This is a genomic window from Cryobacterium psychrotolerans, from assembly GCF_900101115.1.
Lineage (GTDB): Bacteria > Actinomycetota > Actinomycetes > Actinomycetales > Microbacteriaceae > Cryobacterium > Cryobacterium psychrotolerans.
The window spans coordinates 14,753-37,012 of sequence record NZ_FNFU01000015.1; the positions used below are offsets into that span (position 1 = coordinate 14,753).

Genomic DNA, 22,260 nt, shown 5'->3' on the forward strand with positions numbered 1-22,260 from the left:
TTTGGCACCTTCCCGAGCACAACGAAGGTGCCGAACTCACGGTTCGGCGAGAGGGCGAGAGGGCGAGAGGGCGAGAGGCGAGAGGAGGTAGGAGGTTGGATGTAGGAGGGCGGGGCTACCGCGCGCGGCGCACCGGGTTCGACAGCGTGCCGATGCCCGGGATCTCGACCAGGACGGTGTCGCCGTCGGCGATGGCCCGGGAACGACCGGACGCGCCGGTCAGGATGACGTCGCCGGGCAGCATCGTGAAGACGCCCGAGACGAAGGAGACGAGCTCCGCGATCGAGTGGCGCATCAGTGCGATGTCGTCGCTCTGCACGTCCTCGCCGTTGACCTGGCCACGGATGACCGCCGCCGCGGCGTCGAACTCGGTGTCAATGACCGGCCCGAGGGGGCAGAACGAGTCGAAGCCCTTCGCCCTGGCCGGCTGCCCGTCGCGCTCCTGCAACTCGTGCGCGGTGACGTCGATCCCCACCGTGTAGCCGAGGATCACGTCTGCGGCCTGCTCGACCGGCACATTCTTCGCGATCTTGCCGATGACGATCCCGAGCACGCCTTCGGCCCGCACGTCGTTCACTCCGGCCGGGAGCACGATCGGGTCGCCGGGTCCGACGACGGCGGTGTTCGGCTTGAGGAACAGCACCGGTTCGCCCGGCTCCCCGTCCGCCTTCTCGTGCGCAGTGAGGAACGCGGCATTGGCCACCCCGACGATCTTCGACCGCGGGATCACCGGGACGAGCAGGCGCACGTCGTGCAGCGCCACCCGCTCCCCCGTCGGGTCGTAGCCGGCGAACATCGGATCGCCCTTGAGCACGACGAGTTCGTCCTCATCGACGATGCCGAACGCGATGATCTCCCCGCGGCTGAACCGCGCGATCTTCATGCCCGGGATTCCGGGGCGTCGAGCCGGGTGAGCCAGCCGTGGCGGTCGGGGCGACGGCCGTACTGGATGTCGGTGAGCTCCTGGCGGATCGCCATGGTGATTTCCCCGGCGGGCGCGTCGGCGTCGCCGATCTCCAGGTCCTTGCCCTTGAGCTGAGCGATCGGGGTCACGACGGCGGCGGTGCCGCAGGCGAAGACCTCGGTTATGGCGCCGGATGCCACGCCGTCGCGCCACTCGTCGAGAGTCACCTCGCGCTCTTCCACGGTCATCCCGCGGTCACGGGCGAGCTGCATGATGCTGTCGCGGGTGACGCCCTCGAGGATCGACCCGGTCAGTCGCGGCGTGACGAGCGTGTCGGTGCCGTGCACGAAGAACACGTTCATGCCGCCGAGTTCGTCGATGCGGGTGCCCGTCTCGCCGTCGAGGAAGAGCACCTGCGCGCATCCGTTCTCGTTCGCCTCCATCTGCGGAAGCAGCGACGCGGCGTAGTTGCCGCCGCACTTGGCGGCTCCGGTGCCGCCGCGCCCGGCGCGGGAGTAGTCGGCCGCCAGCCAGATCTTCACGGGGGCCACGCCGCCGTGGAAGTAGGCACCGGCCGGGCTGGCGATCACGTAGTAGCCCACCTTGTGCGCGGCGCGCACTCCGAGGAAGGTCTCGTTGGCGATCATGAACGGGCGCAGGTACAGGCTCGTCTCGGGAGCGGATGGCACCCAGTCGCCGTCGACGGCAACAATCTGCTTGATCGATTCGATGAAGTCGCGGGCGGGCAGCTCAGGCAGGGCGAGACGGCGTGCGGAACGCTGCATCCGCTCGGCGTTCTTCTCCGGGCGGAAGGTCCAGATCGAGCCGTCGGCGTGCCGGTAGGCCTTGAGTCCCTCGAAGATCTCCTGCGCGTAGTGCAGCACGGATGACGCCGGGTCGAGCATCAGCGGGCCGTACGCGGTGACGCGGGCGTCGTGCCAGCCCTCGTCGAGGGTCCAGTCGATCGTCACCATGTGATCGGTGAAGTTCTTGCCGAAGCCGGGGTCGGCGAGGATGGCCTCGCGCTCGGCGGCCGAGCGCGCGTGGGTCGACGGAGTGACGGTGAAGGTCAGCGGCGCTCGTTCGGTGGCAGCGGTCGCGGCAATTGTCTGGCTCACTGGAGTCCCTTTTCTGTCGGACGGGTCACGATGGTCTCGGTCAGGCGGGTCACGATCGCATCGCCCACATCGGCGGTGCTGCGCGGGGCCGAGTCAACGCCCCGGTCGGCGCGGTCGGCGATATCGGCGGTGACCGCCGCCTTCACCCGGGCGCCGGCCTCGGTCAGGCCGAGGTGGTCGAGCAGGAGCGCGACCGAGAGGATGGCTGCGGTGGGGTCGGCGAGTTGCTTGCCGGCGATGTCCGGAGCGGAACCGTGCACCGGCTCGAACATGCTGGGGAAGCGGCCGTCGGGGTTGATGTTCCCGGAGGCGGCAAGCCCGATGCCGCCGCTGATCGCCGCTGCCAGGTCGGTGAGGATGTCGCCGAACAGGTTGTCGGTGACGATCACGTCGAACCGGCTGGGCTGGGTGACCATGAAGATGGTCGCGGCGTCGACGTGCAGGTAGTCGACCGTGACATCCGGGTACTCGGTGGCCACGGCCAGCACGATCCGCTGCCACAGGCTCCCGGCGAAGACGAGCACGTTGGTCTTGTGCACGAGCGTCAGCCTGCGGGCGGGCCGCCCCTGCGCCACGGCGAACGCGTGGCGCACGACCCTTTCGACGCCGAAGGCCGTGTTGACCGACACCTCATTGGCCACCTCGTGCGAGGTGCCCTGGCGGATGGACCCGCCGTTGCCGACATACGGGCCCTCCGTTCCCTCGCGCACGACGACGAAGTCGACGGCACCGGGTGCCGCGAGCGGGCCGGGCACGCCGGGGAAGATCACGCTGGGGCGCAGGTTCACATAGTGGTCGAGCGAGAAGCGCAGCCCCAGCAGCAGACCACGCTCGATGTTCGCGTCGGCGAGCCGCGGATCGCCCGGAACCCCGCCCACTGCGCCAAGAAGAATCGCGTCGTGCGAAGCGATTGCTGCCAGGTCCGCGTCGGTCAGCACGTCGCCGGTTTCGAGGAACCTGGCCGCCCCGAGCGAGAACTCGGTCTTCTCGAAGGTGACCTCCTCGCGGGCGGTCACGGCATCCAGAACCTTGACTGCTTCGGCGATGACCTCGGGGCCAATCCCGTCTCCGGGGATGACAGCAAGCTTGATTTGACGTGACATTCGGCTCCGTATGTCTGAAAGTAACCAGTAGATAAACCCTACTGCCGCGAATCGTGTGTCTAAGCTGGACCAACCCTGACAACCGAAAGAAAGCAGAACACCATGAGTATCGGACTGGGAATTTTCCTTTTCGTCGTTGGCGCCATCCTTGTCTTCGCCCTCAACGTCAGCGTTGATGTCATCAACCTCGACCTCGTCGGCTACATCCTGATGGGTGCCGGAGCGGTCATCACGATCCTGGGTCTCGTCCTGATGACCCGCAAGCGCAGCAGCGTCGTCACCACGCGCAGCGCCGTTGACCCCGCCAGCGGCGAGCAGGTCACCCGCCACGAGAACAAGGCCAACGACATCTAAGTCAACGACATGCACGTGCGCGGCATCTAACCGTTCGACCAACGGTTCACGCACGAGGGAGGCCCCGGGGATCGCTCCCCGGGGCCTCTTCCCTGTCACGGACACCGCTTACCGGGCCTTGCGCAGCGTCAACCGGGCCACGCCGGCCGCCAGCAGCACGAGAGCGACCCCGATCCAGGCGCTGGGCCCGATTCCGCTGCCGAAGGCCGCCCGCGCCGACTCCAGGAGCGCCGCCGCGGCATCCGTCGGAAGCCCGGCGGCCACCGACACCGCGCCGCCGAGCGTCTCCCCTGCCGCGGCCTGCTCGGGGCTGGTCAGCCCATCGGGAAGCACAACGGCGTTGCGGTAGGAAGCGGTGAGGATCGAGCCGAGGACTGCCGTGCCGAGCACCGCGCCCAGCTCGTAGGCGGTCTCCCCGACGGCCGCGGCCGCGCCCATCTTCTCGGCCGGGGCGTTCGTCACGATGAGTTCGTTGGAGACCGTCTCCGCGGCTCCGATCCCGATGCCGAGGGCCACGAAGACCAGGGCCATGCCGACCGCATCGAGCGAGTCTCCGACCAGGGCGACGGCCGCGTAACCGCCGGCCGACACCAGCAGCGCGAGCGGGACAAGCACCGAGGGTCGCACCCGCCGGGCGATCGGCACGACGAGCAGGCCGGCGATCATCATGGTGACCAGGCCCGGCACGAGAACCACGCCCGCGTTCAGCGGCGACAGGCCCAGCACGAGCTGCAGGTACTGCGAGACGAAGAACAGCCCGCCGACGAGCGCGACCACGCTGAGCAGGTTGACGCCCACCGCCCCGCTGAACGCACCGCGGCGGAACAGCCGCAGGTCGAGCATGGGCTGGACGAGCCTGCGCTGCCGGCGCACGAAGAGGATGCCGAAACCGACTCCGAGCAGGATCGGCGCGAGGGTGGCGGGGCCAGGTCCGTGCTCCGCGACCACCTTGATGCCGAAGACGATGGGCAGCATCGTCACGATCGAGAACAGGATGCTCGGCACATCGATTCGCCCGGGATTCGGATCCCGGGACTCGGGGACGAGGAACGGCGCGAGCGCGAGCAGCGGCAGGAGCAGCGGAACGGCCAGGAGGAAAACCGAGCCCCAGGCGAAGTGCTGCAACAGCACCCCGCCCACGACGGGGCCGAGGGCGCTTCCGGCGGCGAAACCACTCGCCCAGACCGCGATGGCCAGTCGCCGCTGGTCGCGGTCGACGAAGACGGAGCGCAGCAGCGACAGGGTCGGCGGCATGAGCATGGCGCCGAAGATTCCGAGCACGGCCCGCGCCGCGATGAGCCACTCGATGGTCGGTGCCGCCGCCGCAACCACGGAGACCGCGCCGAAGCCGGCCGAGCCGATCAGCAGCAGCCGGCGCCGCCCGATCCGGTCACCGAGGCTGCCCATCGCGACGAGCAGCCCGGCCAGCATGAGCGGGTAGACGTCGATCATCCAGAGCAGTTGCGCGCCGGTGGGGCCGAGGTCCTCCGAGATCGCGGGCAGGGCGAGGTTGAGCACGGTGTTGTCGATCGACACCAGGAGCACCGGCAGCATGAGCACGGCCAGCGCCCACCACTGCCGGCGTCGGCGTGCGGCGACGTGCAGGGGCGAAGATGCGGTAATCGTAGGGCGTGACATGAACGGGCGGCTTTCTGGACTCGTGTTGCATTTACTATACCGTCCAGACGGTATAGTCATCCAGTGGGCAGGCTTGGCGCTCGCCTGAGCGGCGTGAGATCCGGCGAGGCAGGCGCCTCGGTACGATGGCCGCATGGCCTTGTCCTCCCCCGCACCGTCCACCCCCGCCTCCTCCCTCGCCGCGGTCCCCACCCGGGACCGGATCCTCGACGCCTTGGTGGCCGTGCTGATCGACCAGGGTGAGCGCGCCGCGACGCTGGATGCCGTCGCCGCCGCCGCCGGGGTGTCCAAGGGCGGCCTGCTCTATCACTTCGCCTCGAAGGATGCCCTCGTGGACGGCTTGATCGCGCGCCTCCGCGCGCTCGTCGGGGTCGACATCGACAACATCCGCTCGGCCCCGGCCGGCGTGGTCGACTATCTCATTCGCACCTCGGTCAGCGAGGGCACGCCCCTGGACCGGGCGATCGTCGCGGTCGCCCGGCTGGCGCAGGGGTCACATCCGAGCGCGAACCAGGCGCTCGCGGACATCCGTCGCCAGTGGCTCGCCGTCGTCGAGGAAGCCGTGGGCGACCCCGGCACGGCGGAGGCGATCATGCTGATCAGCGACGGCCTGTACTACGAGTCGACGCTGGCACACCCGGGCGCGCCGGCGACATCCGGCCAGGACGCCGCCGCGCTCGACCGGCTTCTCGGAGTGATCGAACGGCTGACCGCCACTGGGACCTGACGGCAGCGCTCGTAGGGCGAGCGCCCGTCGCGCTAGTCGGTGAGGTCGATCTCCACCAGGATGTCGGCCTCAATCGCGTCGCGCACGCTGGCCAGGAGACTGGCCGGAACCGGCGAGTCCACGGTCAGGATACTGAGCGCCTTGCCTCCGGCAACGTGGCGGGCGATCTGCATGCCGGCGATGTTGATCTGGGCATCGCCGAACTCGCGGCCGTAGACGGCCACGATGCCCGGGCGGTCCGTGTAGAGCATGACGATGAGGTTCTTCGCGAACGGGACCTCGACCTCGTAGCCGTTGACCTCGACGATCTTCTCCGCCTGCTTGGTGCCGGTCAGCGTGCCGGAGACGGAGACCTGCGAGCCGTCGGCGAGGGCGCCGCGCAGCGTGATCACGTTGCGGTATTCGGGCGACTCGGCCTCGGTGATCAGGCGCACGCTGACGCCGCGCTGCTCGGCGAGGAGCGGCGCGTTCACGTAGGACACGGTCTCGCTCACGACATTGGTGAAGATGCCCTTGAGCGCGGCCAGGCGGAGCACACTGACGTCGTAGTCGACAAGCTCGCCGCGCACCTCGACGTCGACACTCGTGAGCGGGCTGTGCTGCGCGAGCCCGGAGAACACCTGGCCGAGCTTCTCCACCAGCGGGATGCCGGGGCGAACATACGGGTCGATGACGCCGCCGGCGACGTTGACCGCGTCGGGCACGAGCTCGCCGGACAACGCCAGGCGCACCGACCTCGCGACGGAGACCCCGGCCTTCTCCTGGGCCTCGTCGGTCGACGCGCCGAGGTGGGGCGTGGTGATGATGTTGTCCAGGCCGAGCAGCGGAGATCCGGTCGGCGGCTCGCTGACGAACACGTCGAGGCCCGCGCCGGCGATCGTGCCGGTGGTCAGCGCCGTGAACAGGTCGTCCTCGTCGATCAGCCCGCCGCGGGCGACGTTGACGACGAACGCGGTCGGCTTCATCAGCTTGAACTGCGCCTCGCCGATCATGCCGGTGGTCTCCGGCGTCTTCGGCATGTGGATCGTGATGAAGTCGGACTGCGCGAGCAGTTCGTCCAGGCTGACCGGCACGACCCCGAGCTGCTGCGCCCGGGCCGACGTGATGTAGGGGTCATAGGCGATGACGTTGGTGCCGAACGCCTGCATACGGGCCGCGATGAGCGCGCCGATGCGGCCCAGCCCGATGATGCCGATGGTCTTTTCATACAGCTCGACACCGGTGTACGTGGAACGCTTCCACTGCCCCTCGGCCAGGGCGCCGTGCGCGGCCGGGATGTGGCGGGCCAGGCTGATGATGTGGCCGACGGTGAGTTCGGCGGCCGAGATGATGTTCGAGGTGGGCGCGTTGACGACCATGACGCCGGCGGTGGTGGCCGCCTTGATGTCGACGTTGTCGAGGCCGACGCCGGCGCGGGCGATGACCTTCAGCAGCGGCGCGGCCGCAATCGCCTCGGCATCCACCTTCGTCGCCGACCGCACGAGGATGGCGTGCGCCGTCGCAAGCTCGGCGATCAGCGCGACACGGTCCGTGCCGTCGACCTGGCGCACGTCGAAATCGGGGCCGAGGGCGTCGACGGTAGCGGGCGAGAGTTCTTCGGCGATCAGGACGACAGGCTTCGACACGAAAAGGGATCCTTCGTTTGCGACAGGCAAGGGATGTGCGCCGCGACCGTGGGGCGCCAGATACCAAATCAGCCTACTGGCTGCACAATGGACCGATGAGCAGCGTTACGTTTCCCGGCATCCAGTTGGCCCTCCGCCTGGTGCTGGCCCTCCTCTTCGTGGTGGCGGGAACCGCGCATTTTCTGCCCGGCGTGCAGCGCACAATGGCGGCGATGGTGCCGCCTCGCCTGCGCTGGAGCGGATTCGCCAACCCGCGCAACCTCGTCATCTTCACCGGGCTCTGCGAACTGGCCGGAGGAATCGGACTGCTCTACCCGCCGACGATTATGACGTCCGGCGTCTGCCTGGTGGTGTTCCTCGCCCTCGTCTTCCCGGCGAACGCGTATGCCGCCCGCCACCCGGAGCGTTTCGGGCGGGTCTCCATCCCCCTCGTGCCGCGCCTCATCGGCCAGCTCGCCCTGATGGTCCTCATCGCTCTCGCGATCGCCTAAAACCCCCGCGAAACCGCAGTTGTGCGCGCTAAAACGCCCGAATAACGCGCACAACTGCGGTTTCGCGGGGAGAGGACGGGGAGTGATGGGGGTTAGAGGAGGAGGGCGCCGAGGCCGAAGGTGAAGATGTCGAGGGTGAGCGCGGCGACCAGGCAGAGCCCGACGAGGAAGAGCACGGCCCGGGCCACGGCCGTGCGGCCCCGGCCGAGCCGGAATGCCAGCGCATAGACGACCACGGGCAGCAGAACACCGCCGATGAGCACGGCCCACGCGCCGCCGTTCAGTTGCGTGTCGAGGCCCTGCGCGGCGAGGTTGAGGCCGACCAGATTGGTGACGGCCTCCCAGACGTCCCAGGCGAAGAAGAGCCCGAAGAAGATGGCGATGGTGAGGCTCACCCACTGCGGCGTGGGTCGCCCGGTGCGGGCGGCCTCGACCTTCGCCTCGGATGCGTCGCTCATGAGATACCTCCGGTGCCGAGAATGAATGGGAGCGGCGCGAGCAGCACCGCGCCGGCGAGGAGCCAGCTGATGCGCGCGTTGCCGTGCCCGGAGGTGAGCCAGTAGGTCGCACCGAACCAGGCGGCGGGCGCCGCCACGGCGAGCCCAAGCCCCAGCGAAAACATGAACCTGGCCACCGGCTCGATCAGCGAGTTCTCGATCCGGCCGACGCCGAGGAACCAGCCGATCGTGTACAGCAGGTAGATCCCGGCGAAAACGCCCAGGGCGATAAGCGCGGCCGAACTCGCCGGGGCCGCTGCCTCGCGTGCCGCCTGCGCCTCCACCGCGGTCGTCGGCCCGGCGACGGACCACCCGTCCGGGATGTCGGCTGGCGGCTCGGCCTCGGGCGCCGGCTCGGGCGCCGGCTCGGCTACCGGCGCGGTTTCGGGCTCGGCCTTTGCCCCCGTCCCGGCATCCGGCCCGGCCTCGGGCGCGTGTTGCCCCCGGGCCGGTCCGGACGCGAGGGTCGGATCGTCGTCGCCGGCCCAGCCGAGGGCATCGTCATCCCGATGAGAAGTCATACCCCTAGGTTAGCGAGCGCGGGGGAGACTACCGGCTGATCACGACCTTGAGCGCCTTCGTTTCCGCCGCGCGGGAGAACGTGTCGTAGGCCTCGAGGAACTGGTCGAAGCTGAAATGGTGCGTCGCGAGCTTCTCGGCCGGGATCTTCTTCTGCGCCACCAGCTTCAGCAGCATGGGCGTCGTGTTGGCGTTGACCAGGCCCATGCTGATGTTGATGTTCTGGATCCACAGGTTCTCGAGGTGCAGCTCGACCGACTTGCCGTGCACGCCGACGTTGGCCACGTTTCCGCCAGGGCGCACGATGTCGGTGGCCATGGTGAAGGTCTGCGGGATGCCGACGGCCTCGATGGCGACATCGACCCCGGCACCGTCGGTCAGGGCGAAGACCTGTTCCTTCCAGTCGGCCGCATTGGAGAGCACCGTGTCCGTCGCCCCGAACCCCTTCGCCTGCTCGAGGCGGTTCGGATCCAGGTCGAGCGCGATGATGGTCGCGGCGCCGTAGAGTCCGGCCGTGGCGATCGCGGCCAGGCCGACCGGACCGGCCCCGATCACGGCCACCACATCGCCGGGCTTGACCCGGCCGTACTGCACGCCGATCTCGAACCCGGTCGGCAGGATGTCCGAGAGCATGACCGCCTGGTCATCGGTCACACCCGCCGGCATCTTGTGCAGGGAGTTCTCCGCATACGGCACGCGCACGAATTCGGCCTGGGTGCCGTCGATCAGGTGCCCGAAGACCCAGCCGATGCCCGACTGGCCTTCGTCGCCGAGGCAGTGCGAATACAGCTCCGACTTGCAGTTGGCACAGTGCCCGCAGGACTTGATGCAGGAAATAATGACCCGGTCGCCCACCGCGAGGCTGCTCACCGATGAGCCCACGGCCGTGATCGTTCCGACGCCTTCATGGCCGAGGATCCGGCCGACCTGCACTGCCGGCACATCGCCCTTGAGGATGTGCAGGTCCGTGCCGCAGATCGTGGTCGTATCGACCCGCACGATGGCGTCGGTGGCGTGCACGATCTCCGGGTCCGGAACGTCCTGCCAGGTCTTCTTGCCCGGACCGCCATAAACCAGTGCCTTCACAGTGACTCCCTCAGTGGATTTCTTTAAGTGGACTTCGTTCAGTGGATTTCGCTCCGGGCATCCGCCCGCCTGTGCCCACCGTACTCCCGGCGGCCGCCGCGGGGCTACGATCCCTGCATGGCGGATCAGACCAGGAATCCCTTCGCCCTCCCCGGTGCCGAGGCGCCGCGGGCAGGTCTGCGTGACGTGAACGGATGCCGGCTCCACACGGAGGTGCGCGGCAGCGGCCCGACGATCCTGATCATCGGCGCGGCGAGTGATGACGCGGAGATGTTCCGCCCCATCGCCGAACGGCTGACCGGGTTCACCGTTGTCACCTATGACCCGCGCGGCACCCTGCGGAGCAGCCGCGATGGCTGGCCCTGCGACTCCACGCGGCATGCGGAGGACGCCGCGGAGCTGCTCCGCACCCTCGGACTCGGCGCCGAAACACGCGCGGACGTCTTCGGCTCCAGCGCCGGCGGCATCGTTGCCCTGCAGCTGGCCCTGCGACACCCCGAGCTGGTGCGACGCGTCACCGTGTTCGAGCCGGGCTACTTCCAGCTGACGGCATCCGGCCGGGCCCTGGCCTCCCGCGTAGGCGCGCAGGTGGACCGGCACCTCGCCGCGCATCCCGGCGACTGGGCCGGGGCGATGGCGCTGGTGTCCGGCGTCGCGCGGGTCGAACGGCCCGACGACAAGCAGCCCGGCGTCACGCAGCCCGGCGCCCGGCCGTCCGGGCTGCTCGCCGCCCCGGCGGGCCTGGAATGGTACGCGGCACGCGGCGAAGCGCTGGCCGAGAACCTGATCAGGGGCGACCTCCCGGTCACCGGCGAGTCCGTCGACTTGCGGGCCCTGGCGACATCGGCCGCCGACATCCGCTTCGCGCTCGGAAGCGCGTCGCATCCCGTGTTCGGCGAGATCGCCCGCGAGCTGACCCGAGTGCGGCGGCGCCCGGGGTCGGCCGATCCCGAGGAACCCGACGTCATCGACGGCGTCGGCCACGTAGTCTGTTTCGCTCCGGAGCCGGTCGCCGAGTACATCCGGCGGCGGTGCGCCTAGATCAGCGGGATGTTGTGGTTGAGCCGGAAGATGTTCTCCGGGTCGAACTCGCGTTTCAGGGCCGCGAGGCGCTGCAGTTTCTCCGGACCGTAGACCGAGAGCGCCTGGGCCACGGGATCCCGCCCGCGCTCCTCGCCGAGGAAGTTCACGTACTGCCCGCCCGTCGAGTACGGCTCCATGTCGGCGGCCATCCCACGCACGAAGGCGGTGTGCGGCGCGTCGTCCGCGGCATCCGGCCAGTAGCCGTAGACATTGAGCCAGAACCGCGCGGAGCGGTTCGGGAAGGGCGTGGCGTCTTCGGGGACGCGGCCGAACGCGCCGCCCAGGTGGTGGATGTCGAAGCCCGTCCCCCGCCAGGTTTGTTCGGTTCCCCGACGCACGAGCGTCCCAATCACGTCGTCATCCAACCGGTCGAACGAGGTGTTCTTCCAGTACCCCCGGACGCCCTTCGGGAACATCTCGTCCGCGGCCGACTGCCACTCGGCCCAGCGGGCGGGCGGGGCGACTTCCGTGTCGGGCGGGGCGGCCGTCCGCAGCCGGTCGACGATCCGCTCGCCCTCCTCTGCATCCGGTGATGCCCAGACGAACCCCAGCAACATGTGCGGGTCACCGCCGAGTTCCCAGGTCTCCGGCGGAACAAAGAACGAGACGATCGAAGTCATCTCATCGGGCAGGTCGCGCGTCCAGGTGTCGTAGACCCGGAGAGCGTCGGCCCAGCCGTCCCGGCGGTAGACGAGGTTGCCGGAGAACACCTTCGAGGGCAGCGGATGCGCGCGAAAGGTGAATGAGGACACCACGCCGAAATTGCCTCCGCCTCCCCGGAGTCCCCAGAACAACTCCGGGTTCTCCCCGGCGCTCGCTCGCAGGACCTCGCCCGACGCCGTGACCAGCTCGGCCGAGAGGAGGTTATCGATCGTCAGGCCGTGGGCCCGGGTCAGCCAGCCGACTCCCCCGCCCAGCGTCAGGCCGGCCACGCCGGTTCCCGAGACCACCCCGACCGGCACGGCGAGGTTGTGCGGCCCGGTCGCCCGGTCGATGTCACCGAGCGTCGCCCCGGCCTGGGCCCGCACGGTGCCTCGTTCCTCGTCGACCTGCACGGCCTTCAGCCCGCCCAGGTCGAGCACGATGCCGCCCTCGACGGTTCCGTTGCCGGCGACGTTGTGCCCGCCTCCCCGCACCGCGAGGGGCAGCGCATGCTCCCTCGCGTACCGCACGGTCGGAGCAATGTCGGCCGGGGAGGCCGCCCGAACCACCGCCGCGGGCCGTCGATCGATCATCCCGTTCCAGACGCGCCTGGCCTCGTCGTACCCGGGGTCTTCGGCCAGCAGCACGCTTCCGGCGACCTGTCCCCGCAGGCCGTCGACAGCAGCCGAGGCCATGGTCTTCGGATCACCCATGTGTCTCACCTACAGATTTGCCGATACTGATGTGCCGATATCGATTTGCCGATACTTGCGTGTGTGTGCGGCTGGCCGCGCCGGCTGGTGAGCGCGGCCCGGATCATCCGCTTCGTCCATTATCGGCAGGGTGAAACACACTCGCAAGGACCACGTCCCGGACGGTCAGGCCCCGAAAGCGTCGATTCGCGCCGTCCCGTCGTAGCCGCCTTTCGGCGCGGGCAGCCCGAACAGCGCCCCCACCGTGGGCGCCACATCTATCGTGCGGGCGGGCTGGGAAGACGACCCTGCGAGAACCCGAGGGCTGCCACCGGCGATGAAGAAGGGGATCGGTTCGGTGGCCGGATGCCCGTGGTTGCCCGGAATCGGGTTGGACGCGACCCAGGGATCGGAGAAGCGCCAGCCCGTCCGGCAGAACGCGACCAGGTCGCCCGCCTCCGGGCCGAGGCGCAGGTCGGCGGGGTTCGAAATCGACAGCACTCCCGGGTGCGCGGCCACGAGACCGCGAATCTCGGCCACCCCGGCATCCCGAGCACCAGCGGGCCCCGTCCAATACAGCAGGTCGGCCCCGCCGTTTTGGGCGATGGCGACCCGATCGCGCAGGTCGGGACGTCCGGCGAGGATCTGATCCACGGAGATGACGTTCGACGGGATGGACCAATCCATGGAATGGTCCGCGAGCACGATGAGCACGCTGCTCTCCCAGGTGCCCGCCGCGACGAGATGATCCACGAATCGCCCGACCTGGTTGTCCGTGTCGCGGAGGGCCGTGGTCCGGGCGGCCTGCAGGGTCGTGCCGGAGACATCCGAATGCCCCACTCGGTCGACATCGCCGAGGTTCGTGAACACGAAATCGGGGTCCACCCGGTCGACCATGGCGATCAGCGCGTCCATCGTGAAGTTGTCGGGCGCGTGCCCCGTCACCGGGAGAAGCGGGGAGGGCTCCCAGCGGTAGGTGGCGCGCTCGCCGAAGATACCGAAGAGGTAGCGCTTGCTGAGCACCGATCCCGTCGAGAAGCCCTCATCCCTGAGCCGGTCGAGCAACGTCGGAAAGCGAAGGTCGGCGGGCCGGTCCAGATCGCGCACGACGGACTCTGCGCGGTCGTAGATCGAGTTGGCCGGAACCCCGGAGCGAATCGGTCGGACCCCGGTCATCATCATCACGTGGTTGGGGATGGTCTCCATGACGGGCAGGGAACGGGCGGCGGGGAAGTCGGTCCCGGCGGTGCGCAGCGCCGCCAGGCGGGGGGTGAGGGCCGAGGTGATCTCATCGGGGCGGCAACCGTCGACGACCAGCACGTACACCCGCGTTCGCGACGCCGGCGCCGTCACGCGGGTCGGCAGCGCGGATGCCTGGCCGGCGGTCCCCGCGGCGATGGAGAGAATGACGGAGGCCCCGCCTGCCGCGGCCAGTCTGAGGAACCGGCGGCGGTCGGAGTCCGGGAATCCGGACGGCGCGGCGTTCACAGGACGCGGCTCACGGCCTGGGTGCCGGCGGCAACCTGCCACGACGCGGACAGGGTGCTGGTCGCCGCCCTGCTCGTGCGGTCAGAGAGCACGTACCAGTCCATCCGCAGGGCGCCCGGCGTCACCTCCAGGACCGAGAATCCGTGCGAGTCGAAGTCCAGGTACTTGACGTGCGGGTTCGCGGCCTTGAAGGCCTCCTCGACGGCGACGGATGCCGTGCGCGGCTGGGTCCCGAGGATGTCGTCCAGGTTGTCGCTGGTCACTGAGGTGCAGACGAGTTCCGCGGCCACGGACGCGCCGTTCGACGGGTACGTCAGCGGGTCCGCCGGCACGTCGCAGGCCCAGCTGGAGTGGATGTCCCCGGTGAGGAAGACGGCATCCGTGATGGCGTTGTCGCGCAGGTGGCTGATCACCCGGCTGCGGTCCGCCGTGTAGCCATCCCACTGGTCCACGTTGTACGGGACGCCGTCGATCGTGGTCGACCCGAGCAGCTGCGAAACGGCGCCGACTTCCCGCGCGCTCAGCGTTGACGGGAAGCGGACGGGGGCGATCATGACGGGGTTGCCGATGAGTTTCCATTGCGTCTCGGCCCCGGAGAAACCGTCCAGCAGCCAGTCCATCTGCGCCGCACCGGTCAGGGTGCGTGCCGGGTCGCCAATCGCGGGATCGACCATGTTCGACGCCTGCTGGCTGCGGTAACTGCGCAGGTCCAGCATGGAAATGCTGGCCAGAGCGCCGTAACTGAAGCGGCGGTAGAGGTGGCCGCCCGGTTCGTATCGCACCGGCATCCACTCGGCGTAGGCCTGCTGGGATGCCGCCTGGCGCGACGCCCAGGACCCCTCCACGCCTTCCGTGTGGTTCTCGGCTCCCCCGGACCAGGCGTCGTTGGCGGACTCGTGATCGTCCCAGGTGACGACGAACGGAACCGCCGCATGCAACGCCTGCAGCTCGAGGTCGGTCTTGTACTGCGCGTGACGGCGCCGGTAGTGGGACAGCGTGGTCATTTCGACCGCCGGGTCGTGCGGCCGGACCACGACGTCCCGGGCCTGGTACTCGCCGGGGCCGTACTCGTAGAGGTAGTCACCCAGGTGCAGCACCACGTCCAGGTCGCCCCGGTCCGCGAGGTGGCGGTACGCGCTGAAGTAGCCGGCCTGCCAGTTGGCGCACGACACGACCCCCATCCGCAGTCGTTGAACGGCCGTTCCGGCCGCGGGCGCCGTGCGTGTGCGACCGGTTGCCGACGTCACTCCGGCCACGATGAATCGGTACCAGTAGGTCGTGCCCGGTCGCAGCCCGTGGGCCGCCACCTTGACGGTGTGGTCCCGTGCGGCGCCCGTGATGACGGAACCGCGCGCCGCGACCCGGTGGAAACCGGAGTCCTCTGCCACCTCCCACTTCACGGCCACGTCCGCGCCGACCCCCGATCCCGGCACGGCGTCCGCGGAGGGGGTCACCCGCGTCCAGAGCAGGATTCCGTCGGGCAGCGGGTCGCCGGAGGCTACGCCGTGCAGGAAACCGGGCACCACGGCGCCGGCCGCCTGGGCCGGCAGCGCGCCGGCTGTCGCGCCGGCTGTCGTCGCGGCGGCACCGGCAAAAGCCATGACGCCTGCGGAGCGGAGAAGATCTCGTCGATTGAAAGGACTCATACCCCCAGTCTGGGGGGGGCATATTCACGCGGCCGCGCATTCGAGGGGTCGTTCACCCGCTGTTCCCCCAGGATTCGTCCACCGTCCATGCCCCCGCGCCGGGATTCTTTGGGTGTACCGTGCGACGAGAGACCCCTGTTCGTGAACGGATGAGCGGAGCAAACGGATGCAACGAGTTCTCTGGCTGGGCGACGCGTCGCTGGCCGATTTGGGTGCCCTGGGCGGCAAGAACGCATCGCTCGGGGAGATGATCTCGCATCTGTCCTCCCTCGGGGTCACCGTGCCGATGGGTTTCGCCACCACATCGGACGCCTTCCGCGAGTTCCTGCTCGAGAACGGCGTCGACAAGCACGTCGACCGGGCGCTGCAGGGCCTCGACACGAACAACCTCGCGGCGCTGCAGACCGCCGGCGCCTCCATCCGCGCCGCGATCATCGCCGGCACACTCCCGCCTCCCCTCGAGGCCGAGGTGCGGGAGGCCTACGGCCAGCTGGAGAGCTGCAACCCGGCGGGCCTGAGCGTGGCCATGCGCTCCAGCGCCACCGCGGAGGACCTGCCCGAGGCATCCTTTGCCGGCCAGCAGGAGACTCTGCTCAATGTGCAGGGAATCGACGAGGTGCTGCGCCGCCTGCCCGAGGTCTTCGCGTCGCTGTTCACCGACCGGGCGATCGCCTACCGGGCACACCACAACGTGCCGACCCTCGGCATCGCGCTGTCGGTGGGGGTGCAGGTGATGGTTCGCTCCGACATCGGCGCATCCGGGGTGCTGTTCACGATCGACACCGAGTCCGGCTTCAAGGACCTCGTGTTGATCAACTCCGTCTACGGGCTCGGCGAAGCGATCGTGCAGGGTGCGGTCAACCCGGATGAATTCCGGGTATACAAGAGCTCCCTGGCCGCGGACAAGTACGCGATCCTCAGCCACGAGCTCGGCACCAAGGAGCAACGGATGGTCTACGCCGACGGGGCACAGGCGACCACGCGCTTCGAGCCGGTGCCGGTCGTCGACCAGCGCCGGTTCAGCATCACCGACGACGACGTGCACGAGCTCGCCCGGATGGCCGTGACGATTGAAAACCACTACGGCCGGGCGATGGACATCGAGTGGGGCAAGAGCGGCATCGACGGCCGTCTCTACATCCTCCAGGCCCGGCCGGAGACCGTGGAGTCCCGGGCCGGCACGGCTGGGGTCCTCCGCCAGTACCGCCTCACCGGGACGGCCCCGGAGCTGCTCTCCGGCCGGGCCGTGGGCCGCAAGATCGGCAGCGGGATCGCCCGGATCCTCGCGTCCACGGCGGAGATGGGGCGGCTGCAGCCGGGTGATGTTCTCGTCACGGACATGACGGACCCGGACTGGGAACCGGTCATCAAGAAGGCCAGCGCCATTGTCACGAACCGCGGCGGCCGCACCTGCCACGCGGCGATCATCGCCCGCGAGCTCGGGATTCCGGCCATCGTGGGCACCGCCTCCGGCACGACGGCCCTGTATGACGGGCAGCCGGTCACCGTCACCTGCGCCGAGGGAGAGACCGGCCGCGTCCTCGACGGGCTGGTCGACTTCACCGTTGATGAGGTCAGCATCAACGAGCTCCCGCCCATCGGGCCCCGCCTGATGCTCAACGTCGGCTCCCCCGACCAGGCCTTCTCCCTCGCGTCGCTGCCCCACCACGGCGTCGGCCTGGCCCGGCTCGAGTTCATCATCAGCACCCGCATCGGCATCCACCCCGCCGCGCTGATCGCGGTCGAGTCGGGCGACACCGCCGGGCTGACGGATGAGGTCGTCGCGGAAATCCACCAGAGAACGGATGCCTACGGCGGCGCGACCGCCTTCTACGTGAAGCGCCTCGCCGAGGGCATCGCGACCATCGCCGCCGCCTTCGCCCCCGAGCCCGTCATCGTCAGGTTCTCCGATTTCAAGTCCAACGAATACGCCAATCTGCTCGGCGGCCCGGCGTTCGAACCCGACGAGGAGAACCCGATGATCGGCTACCGGGGTGCATCCCGGTACGTGTCCGACGCCTTCCGGGAATGCTTCGACCTCGAGTGCCAGGCCGCCCTGTTCGTGCGGGACACGATGGGCTTGACCAACCTCAAACTCATGATTCCCTTCGTCCGGACGATCGCCGAAGCGGAGGGTGTGATCCGCATTCTCGCCGAGAACGGGCTGGAGCGCGGGCGCAACGGTTTGGAGGTCGTGATGATGTGCGAGGTCCCCTCGAACGCCGTCCTGGCCGACGAGTTCCTCGAGCACTTTGACGGGTTCTCGATCGGCTCGAACGACCTAACCCAGCTGACGCTCGGACTCGACCGGGACTCCGCGCTGGTGGCCGAGGCATTCGACGAGCGCGACCCGGCGGTGCTGAAGCTCATCTCCCTGGCTATCGCCGCGGGTAAGCGCGCCGGCAAGTATGTGGGCATCTGCGGCCAGGGGCCAAGCGACTACCCGGACTTCGCCCGCTGGCTCGCGGCCGAGGGGATCGACTCCATGTCGCTGTCGCCCGACACGCTCGTCTCGACCTGGCTGGCGTTGGCCGAACCCTGATCCGCGCCGGCCGGGCCCGGATCCGTCATCGTGCGGCGAATGGCCGCACAGACGACGAAGGCCCAGCCGAGGATCCCGGCCAGGCAGACCCGTTCTGCGAGCCCGAGCAGGGTCGGTTCGAACCGGTCGGACAGGCCGACGCCGAGCAGCCCGGCCGCCGCGACGGCGACGAGGGCCAGGGCGGCCGGGTAGATGCGACGGAGCTCGGGTGTGGCCCGGAGCCAGCCGGTCAGGAGCGCGAAGGCTGCGAGTGCGGCGAAGAAGCCGAGCGACGCCACGATGAGGTGCAGGGTGCCGGCAAGGGTGGAGGCCCGCAGGCCGAACTCCCCCGCTGGATTGATGTCCGTGGGAAGGAACGCCAGCGCCGCCGAGCACGCGCCGGCGACGATCAGCAGCACCAGCCCGGCTCCCCGGAGCCTCGTCGGGGGGCCGACGAGGCCGATGGCCGCGGCCGCGCAGAGCGTCAACCCGGCCCGGCCGAGGAAGTTGAGGTTCATGATCCAGCCGAAGGGACCGACCGCGAGGTTGCTCTCGGCGTCACTGACCACGCTGTAGTGCGGCGGCAGGCATTGGAGCACGACGTCCACGAGCACGTACACGACGACGCCGACCATCGCCGCAGTGGCGAAACGCCGCGCCGCATCCGGCGGCAGGGCCGGTCGAAACCGACCGGCCCTGCCGCGAACAATCACCTGGCGATACTCAGCGCGCGGCTTCGCCGTCGACGTAGTCGTCGTCGGCGGAGGCGTTCCAGGCGAACAGCTTGCGCAGCTCGCGGCCGGTGGCCTCGATCGGGTGCTCTTCGCCCTTCTTGCGCAGCGCCAGGAACTCCGGCGCGCCGGCGTCCTGGTCGGCGATGAAACGGGCGGCGAAGGCGCCGTTCTGGATGTCGGCCAGAACGGCCTTCATGTTCTCCTTGACGTGCGGGTCGATCACGCGCGGGCCGGAGACGTAGTCACCGTACTCGGCCGTGTCAGAGACGCTCCACCGCTGCTTGGCGATGCCGCCCTCCCACATCAGGTCGACGATGAGCTTGAGCTCATGCAGCACCTCGAAGTAGGCGACCTGCGGCTGGTAGCCGGCCTCGGTCAGAACCTCGAAGCCGTACTGGATCAGCTGCGACGCGCCGCCGCAGAGCACGGCCTGCTCGCCGAACAGGTCGGTTTCGGTCTCTTCGGTGAACGTGGTCTTGATGCCCGCGGCACGCAGCCCGCCGATGGCCTTGGCGTAGCTGAGGGTGAGCGGCCAGGCGCTGCCTGAGGCATCCTTCTCGACGGCGACGATGACGGGAACGCCGCGGCCGGCCTCGTACTCGCGGCGCACGGTGTGGCCGGGACCCTTCGGAGCGACCATGACGACATCCACACCCTCGGGGGCGGTGATGTAGCCGAAGCGGATGTTGAAGCCGTGGCCGAAGACGAGGGTCTTGCCCTGGGCGAGGTTCGGTTCCACGTCGTCGGCGAAGAGGTGGCGCTGCACCTGGTCGGGCGCGAGGATCACGATTACGTCGGCCCAGGCGGATGCCTCGGCGGCGCTCAGCACGGTGAAGCCCGCTTCCTCGGCCTTGGCCCTGGACTTCGAGCCTTCCTTGAGGCCGACGACAACCTCGACACCCGAGTCGCGCAGGTTCTGCGCGTGGGCGTGCCCCTGCGAGCCGTAGCCGATGACGGCCACCTTCTTGCCCTGGATGATCGACAGGTCGGCGTCTTTGTCGTAATAAATCTCAGCCAATGGGTTTCTCCTTGTTGGTTGTGGAAAAGGGTTAGTTCTTGAAAACGCGGTCGGTGATCGATTTGGAGCCGCGCCCGATGGCGAGCAGGCCCGACTGGGCGATCTCCTTGATTCCGTAAGGTTCGAGCACGCGCAGGAAGGCCTGGGTCTTGCCGGAGTCCCCGGTGACCTCGATCACGAGCGCATCCGTCGAGACGTCGACGACGCGGGCGCGGAAGAGCGTGACGGCCTCGAGCACCTGGGACCGGGTGGCGTTGTCGGCGCGAACCTTGATCAGGAGGTGTTCGCGCTGCACCGATTGCGACGGTTCGAGTTCGACGATCTTGATGACGTTGATCAGCTTGTTCAGCTGCTTCGTCACCTGCTCGAGCGGCACGTCTTCGACGTCGACGAGGATCGTGATCCGGGACAGGCCCTCGATTTCGCTGTGGCCGACGGCCAGGCTCTCGATGTTGAAGCCGCGCCGGGCGAACAGGCCGGCGACGCGGGTCAGCAGGCCCGGCTTGTTTTCAACGAGGAGGCTGAGAACGTGGGTGCTCATGGTTACTCCTCTTCCCAGGTCGGTGCGTGGTCTTTGGCGTACTGGACGTAACTGTTGCTGACGCCCTGCGGCACCATCGGCCAGACCATCGCGTCGCGGCTGACGATGAAGTCGATCACGACGGGCCGGTCATTGGTCGCCAGCGCGAGCTTGATCGCGTCGTCGACCTGGTCGGCGCTCGTGACCCGGATGGCGAGGGCACCGTAGGCTTCGGCCAGCTTCACGAAGTCGGGCACCATCGCGGTGCCATGGCCCGTGTTCAGGTCGGTGAAGGAGTGCCGTCCGTCGTAGAACAGCGACTGCCACTGGCGCACCATGCCGAGGGACGAGTTGTTGATGATCGCCACCTTGATCGGGATGTTGTTGATCGTGCAGGTGGCGAGCTCCTGGTTGGTCATCTGGAAGCATCCGTCGCCGTCGATGGCCCAGACCACGCGGTCGGGCTCGGCGACCTTGGCGCCCATCGCGGCGGGAACCGAGTAGCCCATGGTGCCGGCGCCGCCGGAGTTCAGCCAGGAGTTGGGGCGCTCGTACTTGATGTACTGGGCCGCCCACATCTGGTGCTGGCCGACGCCGGCCGCGTAGGTGCCTTCCGGCCCGGTCAGCTCGCCGATCCGCTTGATCACGTACTGGGGGGCGAGGAGGCCGTCGGAGGGCTCGGAGAAGCCCAGCGGGTACTCCTCACGCAGGCCGTTCAGGTACGACCACCAGACGCTGATGTCCGGCGTGGTCTCGGCCGCGGCCGCCGCATACGCCACCGTGAGGTCGGCGATGACGTCCTTGGCATCGCCGACTATCGGCACGTCGGCCGTGCGGATCTTCGAGATCTCCGCTGGGTCGACATCCACGTGCACGATCTTCGCGTTCGGGGCGAACTCGGACACCTTGCCGGTGACGCGGTCGTCGAACCGGGCGCCGAGCGACACGATCAGGTCGCTTTCCTGCAGCGCGAGGACGGCCGGCACCGTGCCGTGCATGCCGGGCATCCCGACGTGCTGCTCGTGCGAGTCGGGGAAGGCGCCGCGCGCCATCAGCGTGGTGACCACGGGGGCCCCGGTCAGTTCGGCCAGTTTCAGCAGCTCGGCCGATGCGTGGGCGCGGATGACGCCGCCGCCGACGTAGAGCACGGGCTTCTTCGCTTCGACGAAGAGTTGCGCCGCGGCCTGCACCTGCTTGCCGTGCGCCTTGGTGATCGGCCGGTAGCCGGGCAGGTCGAGCTTGGGCGGCCAGATGAACGGTGCCAGGTTCTGCTGCGCGTCCTTGGTGATGTCCACGAGCACCGGGCCGGGCCGGCCGGTGGAGGCGATGTGATACGCCGCCGCGATGGCCGCCGGGATGTCTTCCGCACGGCGGACCAGGAAGGAGTGCTTCGTGATCGGCATCGTGATGCCGACGATGTCGGCCTCCTGGAACGCGTCGGTGCCCATCGAGGTCGAGAACACCTGGCCGGTGATGCAGAGGATGGGCACGGAGTCCATGTAGGCATCCGCGATCGCCGTGACCAGGTTGGTCGCCCCCGGTCCGGAGGTGGCGATGGCCACGCCGACGCGGCCGGTCGCCGCGGCGTAGCCCTCGGCCGCGTGGCCGGCGCCCTGCTCGTGTCGCACGAGGATGTGGCGGATGACGTCCTGGGTCATCAGCTCGTCGTAGAGCGGGATGACGGCGCCGCCGGGGATGCCGAAGACATCGGTGACCCCGAGGAGCGCGAGGGTGCGGATGATCGCCCCGGAACCCGTGAGGACTTCCGGCGCTGAACCGTGCGCACCTGACGTGTCGGGGGACGCGGAGGCGCGCGGTGTGGGCGATGGCACGGGCGAAGGTTCCGTGGTCATG

At 69.0% G+C, this 22,260-nt stretch carries 20 protein-coding genes; 5 read left to right on the forward strand and 15 right to left on the reverse strand.

From position 1 onward, the window contains the following. Positions 1–115: 115 nt before the first annotated feature. From BLQ39_RS11815 to BLQ39_RS11825, 3 genes are read right to left on the reverse strand one after another with little or no spacing between them, the layout of a single operon-like run. Positions 116–883 (reverse strand): fumarylacetoacetate hydrolase family protein, encoded by a 768-nt coding sequence (locus BLQ39_RS11815; protein WP_092324217.1) that lies wholly within the window; start codon positions 881–883, stop codon positions 116–118. After that, positions 880–2,022 (reverse strand): branched-chain amino acid aminotransferase, encoded by a 1,143-nt coding sequence (locus tag BLQ39_RS11820; protein WP_198417094.1) that lies wholly within the window; start codon positions 2,020–2,022, stop codon positions 880–882. The genes BLQ39_RS11815 and BLQ39_RS11820 overlap by 4 nt, the downstream gene beginning before the upstream one ends. Then, a complete protein-coding gene (locus BLQ39_RS11825; RefSeq protein ID WP_092324219.1) occupies positions 2,019–3,125 on the reverse strand; it encodes a 3-isopropylmalate dehydrogenase in 1,107 nt (368 codons plus the stop codon). The genes BLQ39_RS11820 and BLQ39_RS11825 overlap by 4 nt, the downstream gene beginning before the upstream one ends. A gap of 102 nt (positions 3,126–3,227) precedes the next feature. On the opposite strand from BLQ39_RS11825, the gene BLQ39_RS11830 reads away from it, so the two are divergent. After that, positions 3,228–3,479 (forward strand): DUF6458 family protein, encoded by a 252-nt coding sequence (locus BLQ39_RS11830; protein ID WP_092324220.1) that lies wholly within the window; start codon positions 3,228–3,230, stop codon positions 3,477–3,479. A gap of 108 nt (positions 3,480–3,587) precedes the next feature. Here the strand turns inward: BLQ39_RS11830 and BLQ39_RS11835 are convergent, their stop codons facing one another. Next, on the reverse strand, positions 3,588–5,117 hold the full coding sequence (locus BLQ39_RS11835; RefSeq protein WP_092324222.1) for an MFS transporter: 1,530 nt from the start codon (positions 5,115–5,117) through the stop codon (positions 3,588–3,590). A 133-nt stretch (positions 5,118–5,250) separates the two neighbouring features. Here BLQ39_RS11835 and BLQ39_RS11840 point away from each other — a divergent pair, with 133 nt between their 5' ends. Further along, complete coding sequence (locus BLQ39_RS11840; protein ID WP_092324223.1) at positions 5,251–5,844, forward strand: TetR/AcrR family transcriptional regulator; 594 nt, start codon at positions 5,251–5,253, stop codon at positions 5,842–5,844. 32 nt (positions 5,845–5,876) lie between these two features. On the opposite strand, the gene serA is transcribed toward BLQ39_RS11840, so the two are convergent. After that, entirely contained in the window at positions 5,877–7,469 is a 1,593-nt protein-coding gene (serA, locus tag BLQ39_RS11845; protein WP_092324225.1) for a phosphoglycerate dehydrogenase, read from the reverse strand. A 95-nt stretch (positions 7,470–7,564) separates the two neighbouring features. Here serA and BLQ39_RS11850 point away from each other — a divergent pair, with 95 nt between their 5' ends. Further along, positions 7,565–7,960, forward strand: coding sequence for a DoxX-related protein (locus BLQ39_RS11850; RefSeq protein ID WP_092324226.1), 396 nt, complete (start codon positions 7,565–7,567; stop codon positions 7,958–7,960). A 92-nt stretch (positions 7,961–8,052) separates the two neighbouring features. On the opposite strand, the gene BLQ39_RS11855 is transcribed toward BLQ39_RS11850, so the two are convergent. Genes BLQ39_RS11855 through BLQ39_RS11865 form a run of 3 tightly spaced genes read right to left on the reverse strand, consistent with a single transcriptional unit; the run spans position 8,053 to position 10,062 of the window. Continuing rightward, positions 8,053–8,418: a hypothetical protein gene (locus tag BLQ39_RS11855; protein ID WP_092324228.1), complete on the reverse strand. Its 366-nt coding sequence runs from the start codon at positions 8,416–8,418 to the stop codon at positions 8,053–8,055. Beyond that, positions 8,415–8,978, reverse strand: a complete 564-nt coding sequence (locus BLQ39_RS11860; RefSeq protein ID WP_092324229.1) for a hypothetical protein — start codon at positions 8,976–8,978, stop codon at positions 8,415–8,417. Before BLQ39_RS11860 ends, BLQ39_RS11855 begins: the two co-directional genes overlap by 4 nt. A 28-nt stretch (positions 8,979–9,006) precedes the next feature. Then, positions 9,007–10,062 carry a zinc-dependent alcohol dehydrogenase family protein gene (locus BLQ39_RS11865; RefSeq protein ID WP_092324231.1) on the reverse strand — a complete coding sequence of 352 codons (1,056 nt, stop codon included), beginning with the start codon at positions 10,060–10,062 and terminating at the stop codon, positions 9,007–9,009. Positions 10,063–10,179: 117 nt separating this feature from the next. On the opposite strand from BLQ39_RS11865, the gene BLQ39_RS11870 reads away from it, so the two are divergent. Further along, the gene (locus BLQ39_RS11870; protein ID WP_092324233.1) at positions 10,180–11,103 is read left to right on the forward strand and encodes an alpha/beta fold hydrolase; all 924 of its coding nucleotides are present in this window, start codon (positions 10,180–10,182) and stop codon (positions 11,101–11,103) included. Here the strand turns inward: BLQ39_RS11870 and BLQ39_RS11875 are convergent. The 3 genes from BLQ39_RS11875 to BLQ39_RS11885 all read right to left on the reverse strand — a co-directional run bounded on the left by BLQ39_RS11875 (position 11,100) and on the right by BLQ39_RS11885 (position 15,568). Next, on the reverse strand, positions 11,100–12,500 hold the full coding sequence (locus BLQ39_RS11875; RefSeq protein ID WP_092324234.1) for an FAD-binding oxidoreductase: 1,401 nt from the start codon (positions 12,498–12,500) through the stop codon (positions 11,100–11,102). The genes BLQ39_RS11870 and BLQ39_RS11875 overlap by 4 nt on opposite strands. Before the next feature lie 165 nt (positions 12,501–12,665). Further along, positions 12,666–13,967, reverse strand: coding sequence for an alkaline phosphatase family protein (locus BLQ39_RS11880; protein ID WP_092324236.1), 1,302 nt, complete (start codon positions 13,965–13,967; stop codon positions 12,666–12,668). Next, complete coding sequence (locus tag BLQ39_RS11885; RefSeq protein ID WP_241986937.1) at positions 13,964–15,568, reverse strand: alkaline phosphatase D family protein; 1,605 nt, start codon at positions 15,566–15,568, stop codon at positions 13,964–13,966. The genes BLQ39_RS11880 and BLQ39_RS11885 overlap by 4 nt, the downstream gene beginning before the upstream one ends. Before the next feature lie 211 nt (positions 15,569–15,779). Between BLQ39_RS11885 and ppsA the strand changes: the two genes are divergently transcribed. After that, positions 15,780–18,155 (forward strand): phosphoenolpyruvate synthase, encoded by a 2,376-nt coding sequence (ppsA, locus tag BLQ39_RS11890; protein WP_092324239.1) that lies wholly within the window; start codon positions 15,780–15,782, stop codon positions 18,153–18,155. On the opposite strand, the gene BLQ39_RS11895 is transcribed toward ppsA, so the two are convergent. Genes BLQ39_RS11895 through BLQ39_RS11910 form a run of 4 tightly spaced genes read right to left on the reverse strand, consistent with a single transcriptional unit; the run spans position 18,053 to position 22,259 of the window. Beyond that, entirely contained in the window at positions 18,053–18,847 is a 795-nt protein-coding gene (locus BLQ39_RS11895) for a DUF998 domain-containing protein (RefSeq protein WP_135109307.1), read from the reverse strand. The genes ppsA and BLQ39_RS11895 overlap by 103 nt on opposite strands. Positions 18,848–18,857: 10 nt before the next feature. Then, the gene (gene ilvC, locus BLQ39_RS11900) at positions 18,858–19,886 is read right to left on the reverse strand and encodes a ketol-acid reductoisomerase (RefSeq protein ID WP_092324242.1); all 1,029 of its coding nucleotides are present in this window, start codon (positions 19,884–19,886) and stop codon (positions 18,858–18,860) included. Between the two features lie 31 nt (positions 19,887–19,917). Further along, positions 19,918–20,427 carry an acetolactate synthase small subunit gene (gene ilvN / locus BLQ39_RS11905; RefSeq protein ID WP_092324244.1) on the reverse strand — a complete coding sequence of 170 codons (510 nt, stop codon included), beginning with the start codon at positions 20,425–20,427 and terminating at the stop codon, positions 19,918–19,920. Positions 20,428–20,429: 2 nt separating this feature from the next. Then, positions 20,430–22,259: an acetolactate synthase large subunit gene (locus BLQ39_RS11910; protein ID WP_092324246.1), complete on the reverse strand. Its 1,830-nt coding sequence runs from the start codon at positions 22,257–22,259 to the stop codon at positions 20,430–20,432. Position 22,260: the final 1 nt, after the last annotated feature.

Coding starts and splice junctions, on each gene's coding strand:
- BLQ39_RS11850 (WP_092324226.1), top strand. CDS start 7,565: ATGAGCAGCGTTACGTTTCCCGGCATCCAGTTGGCCCTCCGCCTGGTG.
- BLQ39_RS11870 (WP_092324233.1), top strand. CDS start 10,180: ATGGCGGATCAGACCAGGAATCCCTTCGCCCTCCCCGGTGCCGAGGCG.
- BLQ39_RS11885 (WP_241986937.1), bottom strand. CDS start 15,568: ATGGCTTTTGCCGGTGCCGCCGCGACGACAGCCGGCGCGACAGCCGGC.
- BLQ39_RS11815 (WP_092324217.1), bottom strand. CDS start 883: ATGAAGATCGCGCGGTTCAGCCGCGGGGAGATCATCGCGTTCGGCATC.
- ilvN (WP_092324244.1), bottom strand. CDS start 20,427: ATGAGCACCCACGTTCTCAGCCTCCTCGTTGAAAACAAGCCGGGCCTG.
- BLQ39_RS11910 (WP_092324246.1), bottom strand. CDS start 22,259: ATGACCACGGAACCTTCGCCCGTGCCATCGCCCACACCGCGCGCCTCC.
- BLQ39_RS11835 (WP_092324222.1), bottom strand. CDS start 5,117: ATGTCACGCCCTACGATTACCGCATCTTCGCCCCTGCACGTCGCCGCA.
- BLQ39_RS11855 (WP_092324228.1), bottom strand. CDS start 8,418: ATGAGCGACGCATCCGAGGCGAAGGTCGAGGCCGCCCGCACCGGGCGA.
- BLQ39_RS11875 (WP_092324234.1), bottom strand. CDS start 12,500: ATGGGTGATCCGAAGACCATGGCCTCGGCTGCTGTCGACGGCCTGCGG.
- BLQ39_RS11840 (WP_092324223.1), top strand. CDS start 5,251: ATGGCCTTGTCCTCCCCCGCACCGTCCACCCCCGCCTCCTCCCTCGCC.
- BLQ39_RS11830 (WP_092324220.1), top strand. CDS start 3,228: ATGAGTATCGGACTGGGAATTTTCCTTTTCGTCGTTGGCGCCATCCTT.
- ppsA (WP_092324239.1), top strand. CDS start 15,780: ATGCAACGAGTTCTCTGGCTGGGCGACGCGTCGCTGGCCGATTTGGGT.
- BLQ39_RS11825 (WP_092324219.1), bottom strand. CDS start 3,125: ATGTCACGTCAAATCAAGCTTGCTGTCATCCCCGGAGACGGGATTGGC.
- BLQ39_RS11860 (WP_092324229.1), bottom strand. CDS start 8,978: ATGACTTCTCATCGGGATGACGATGCCCTCGGCTGGGCCGGCGACGAC.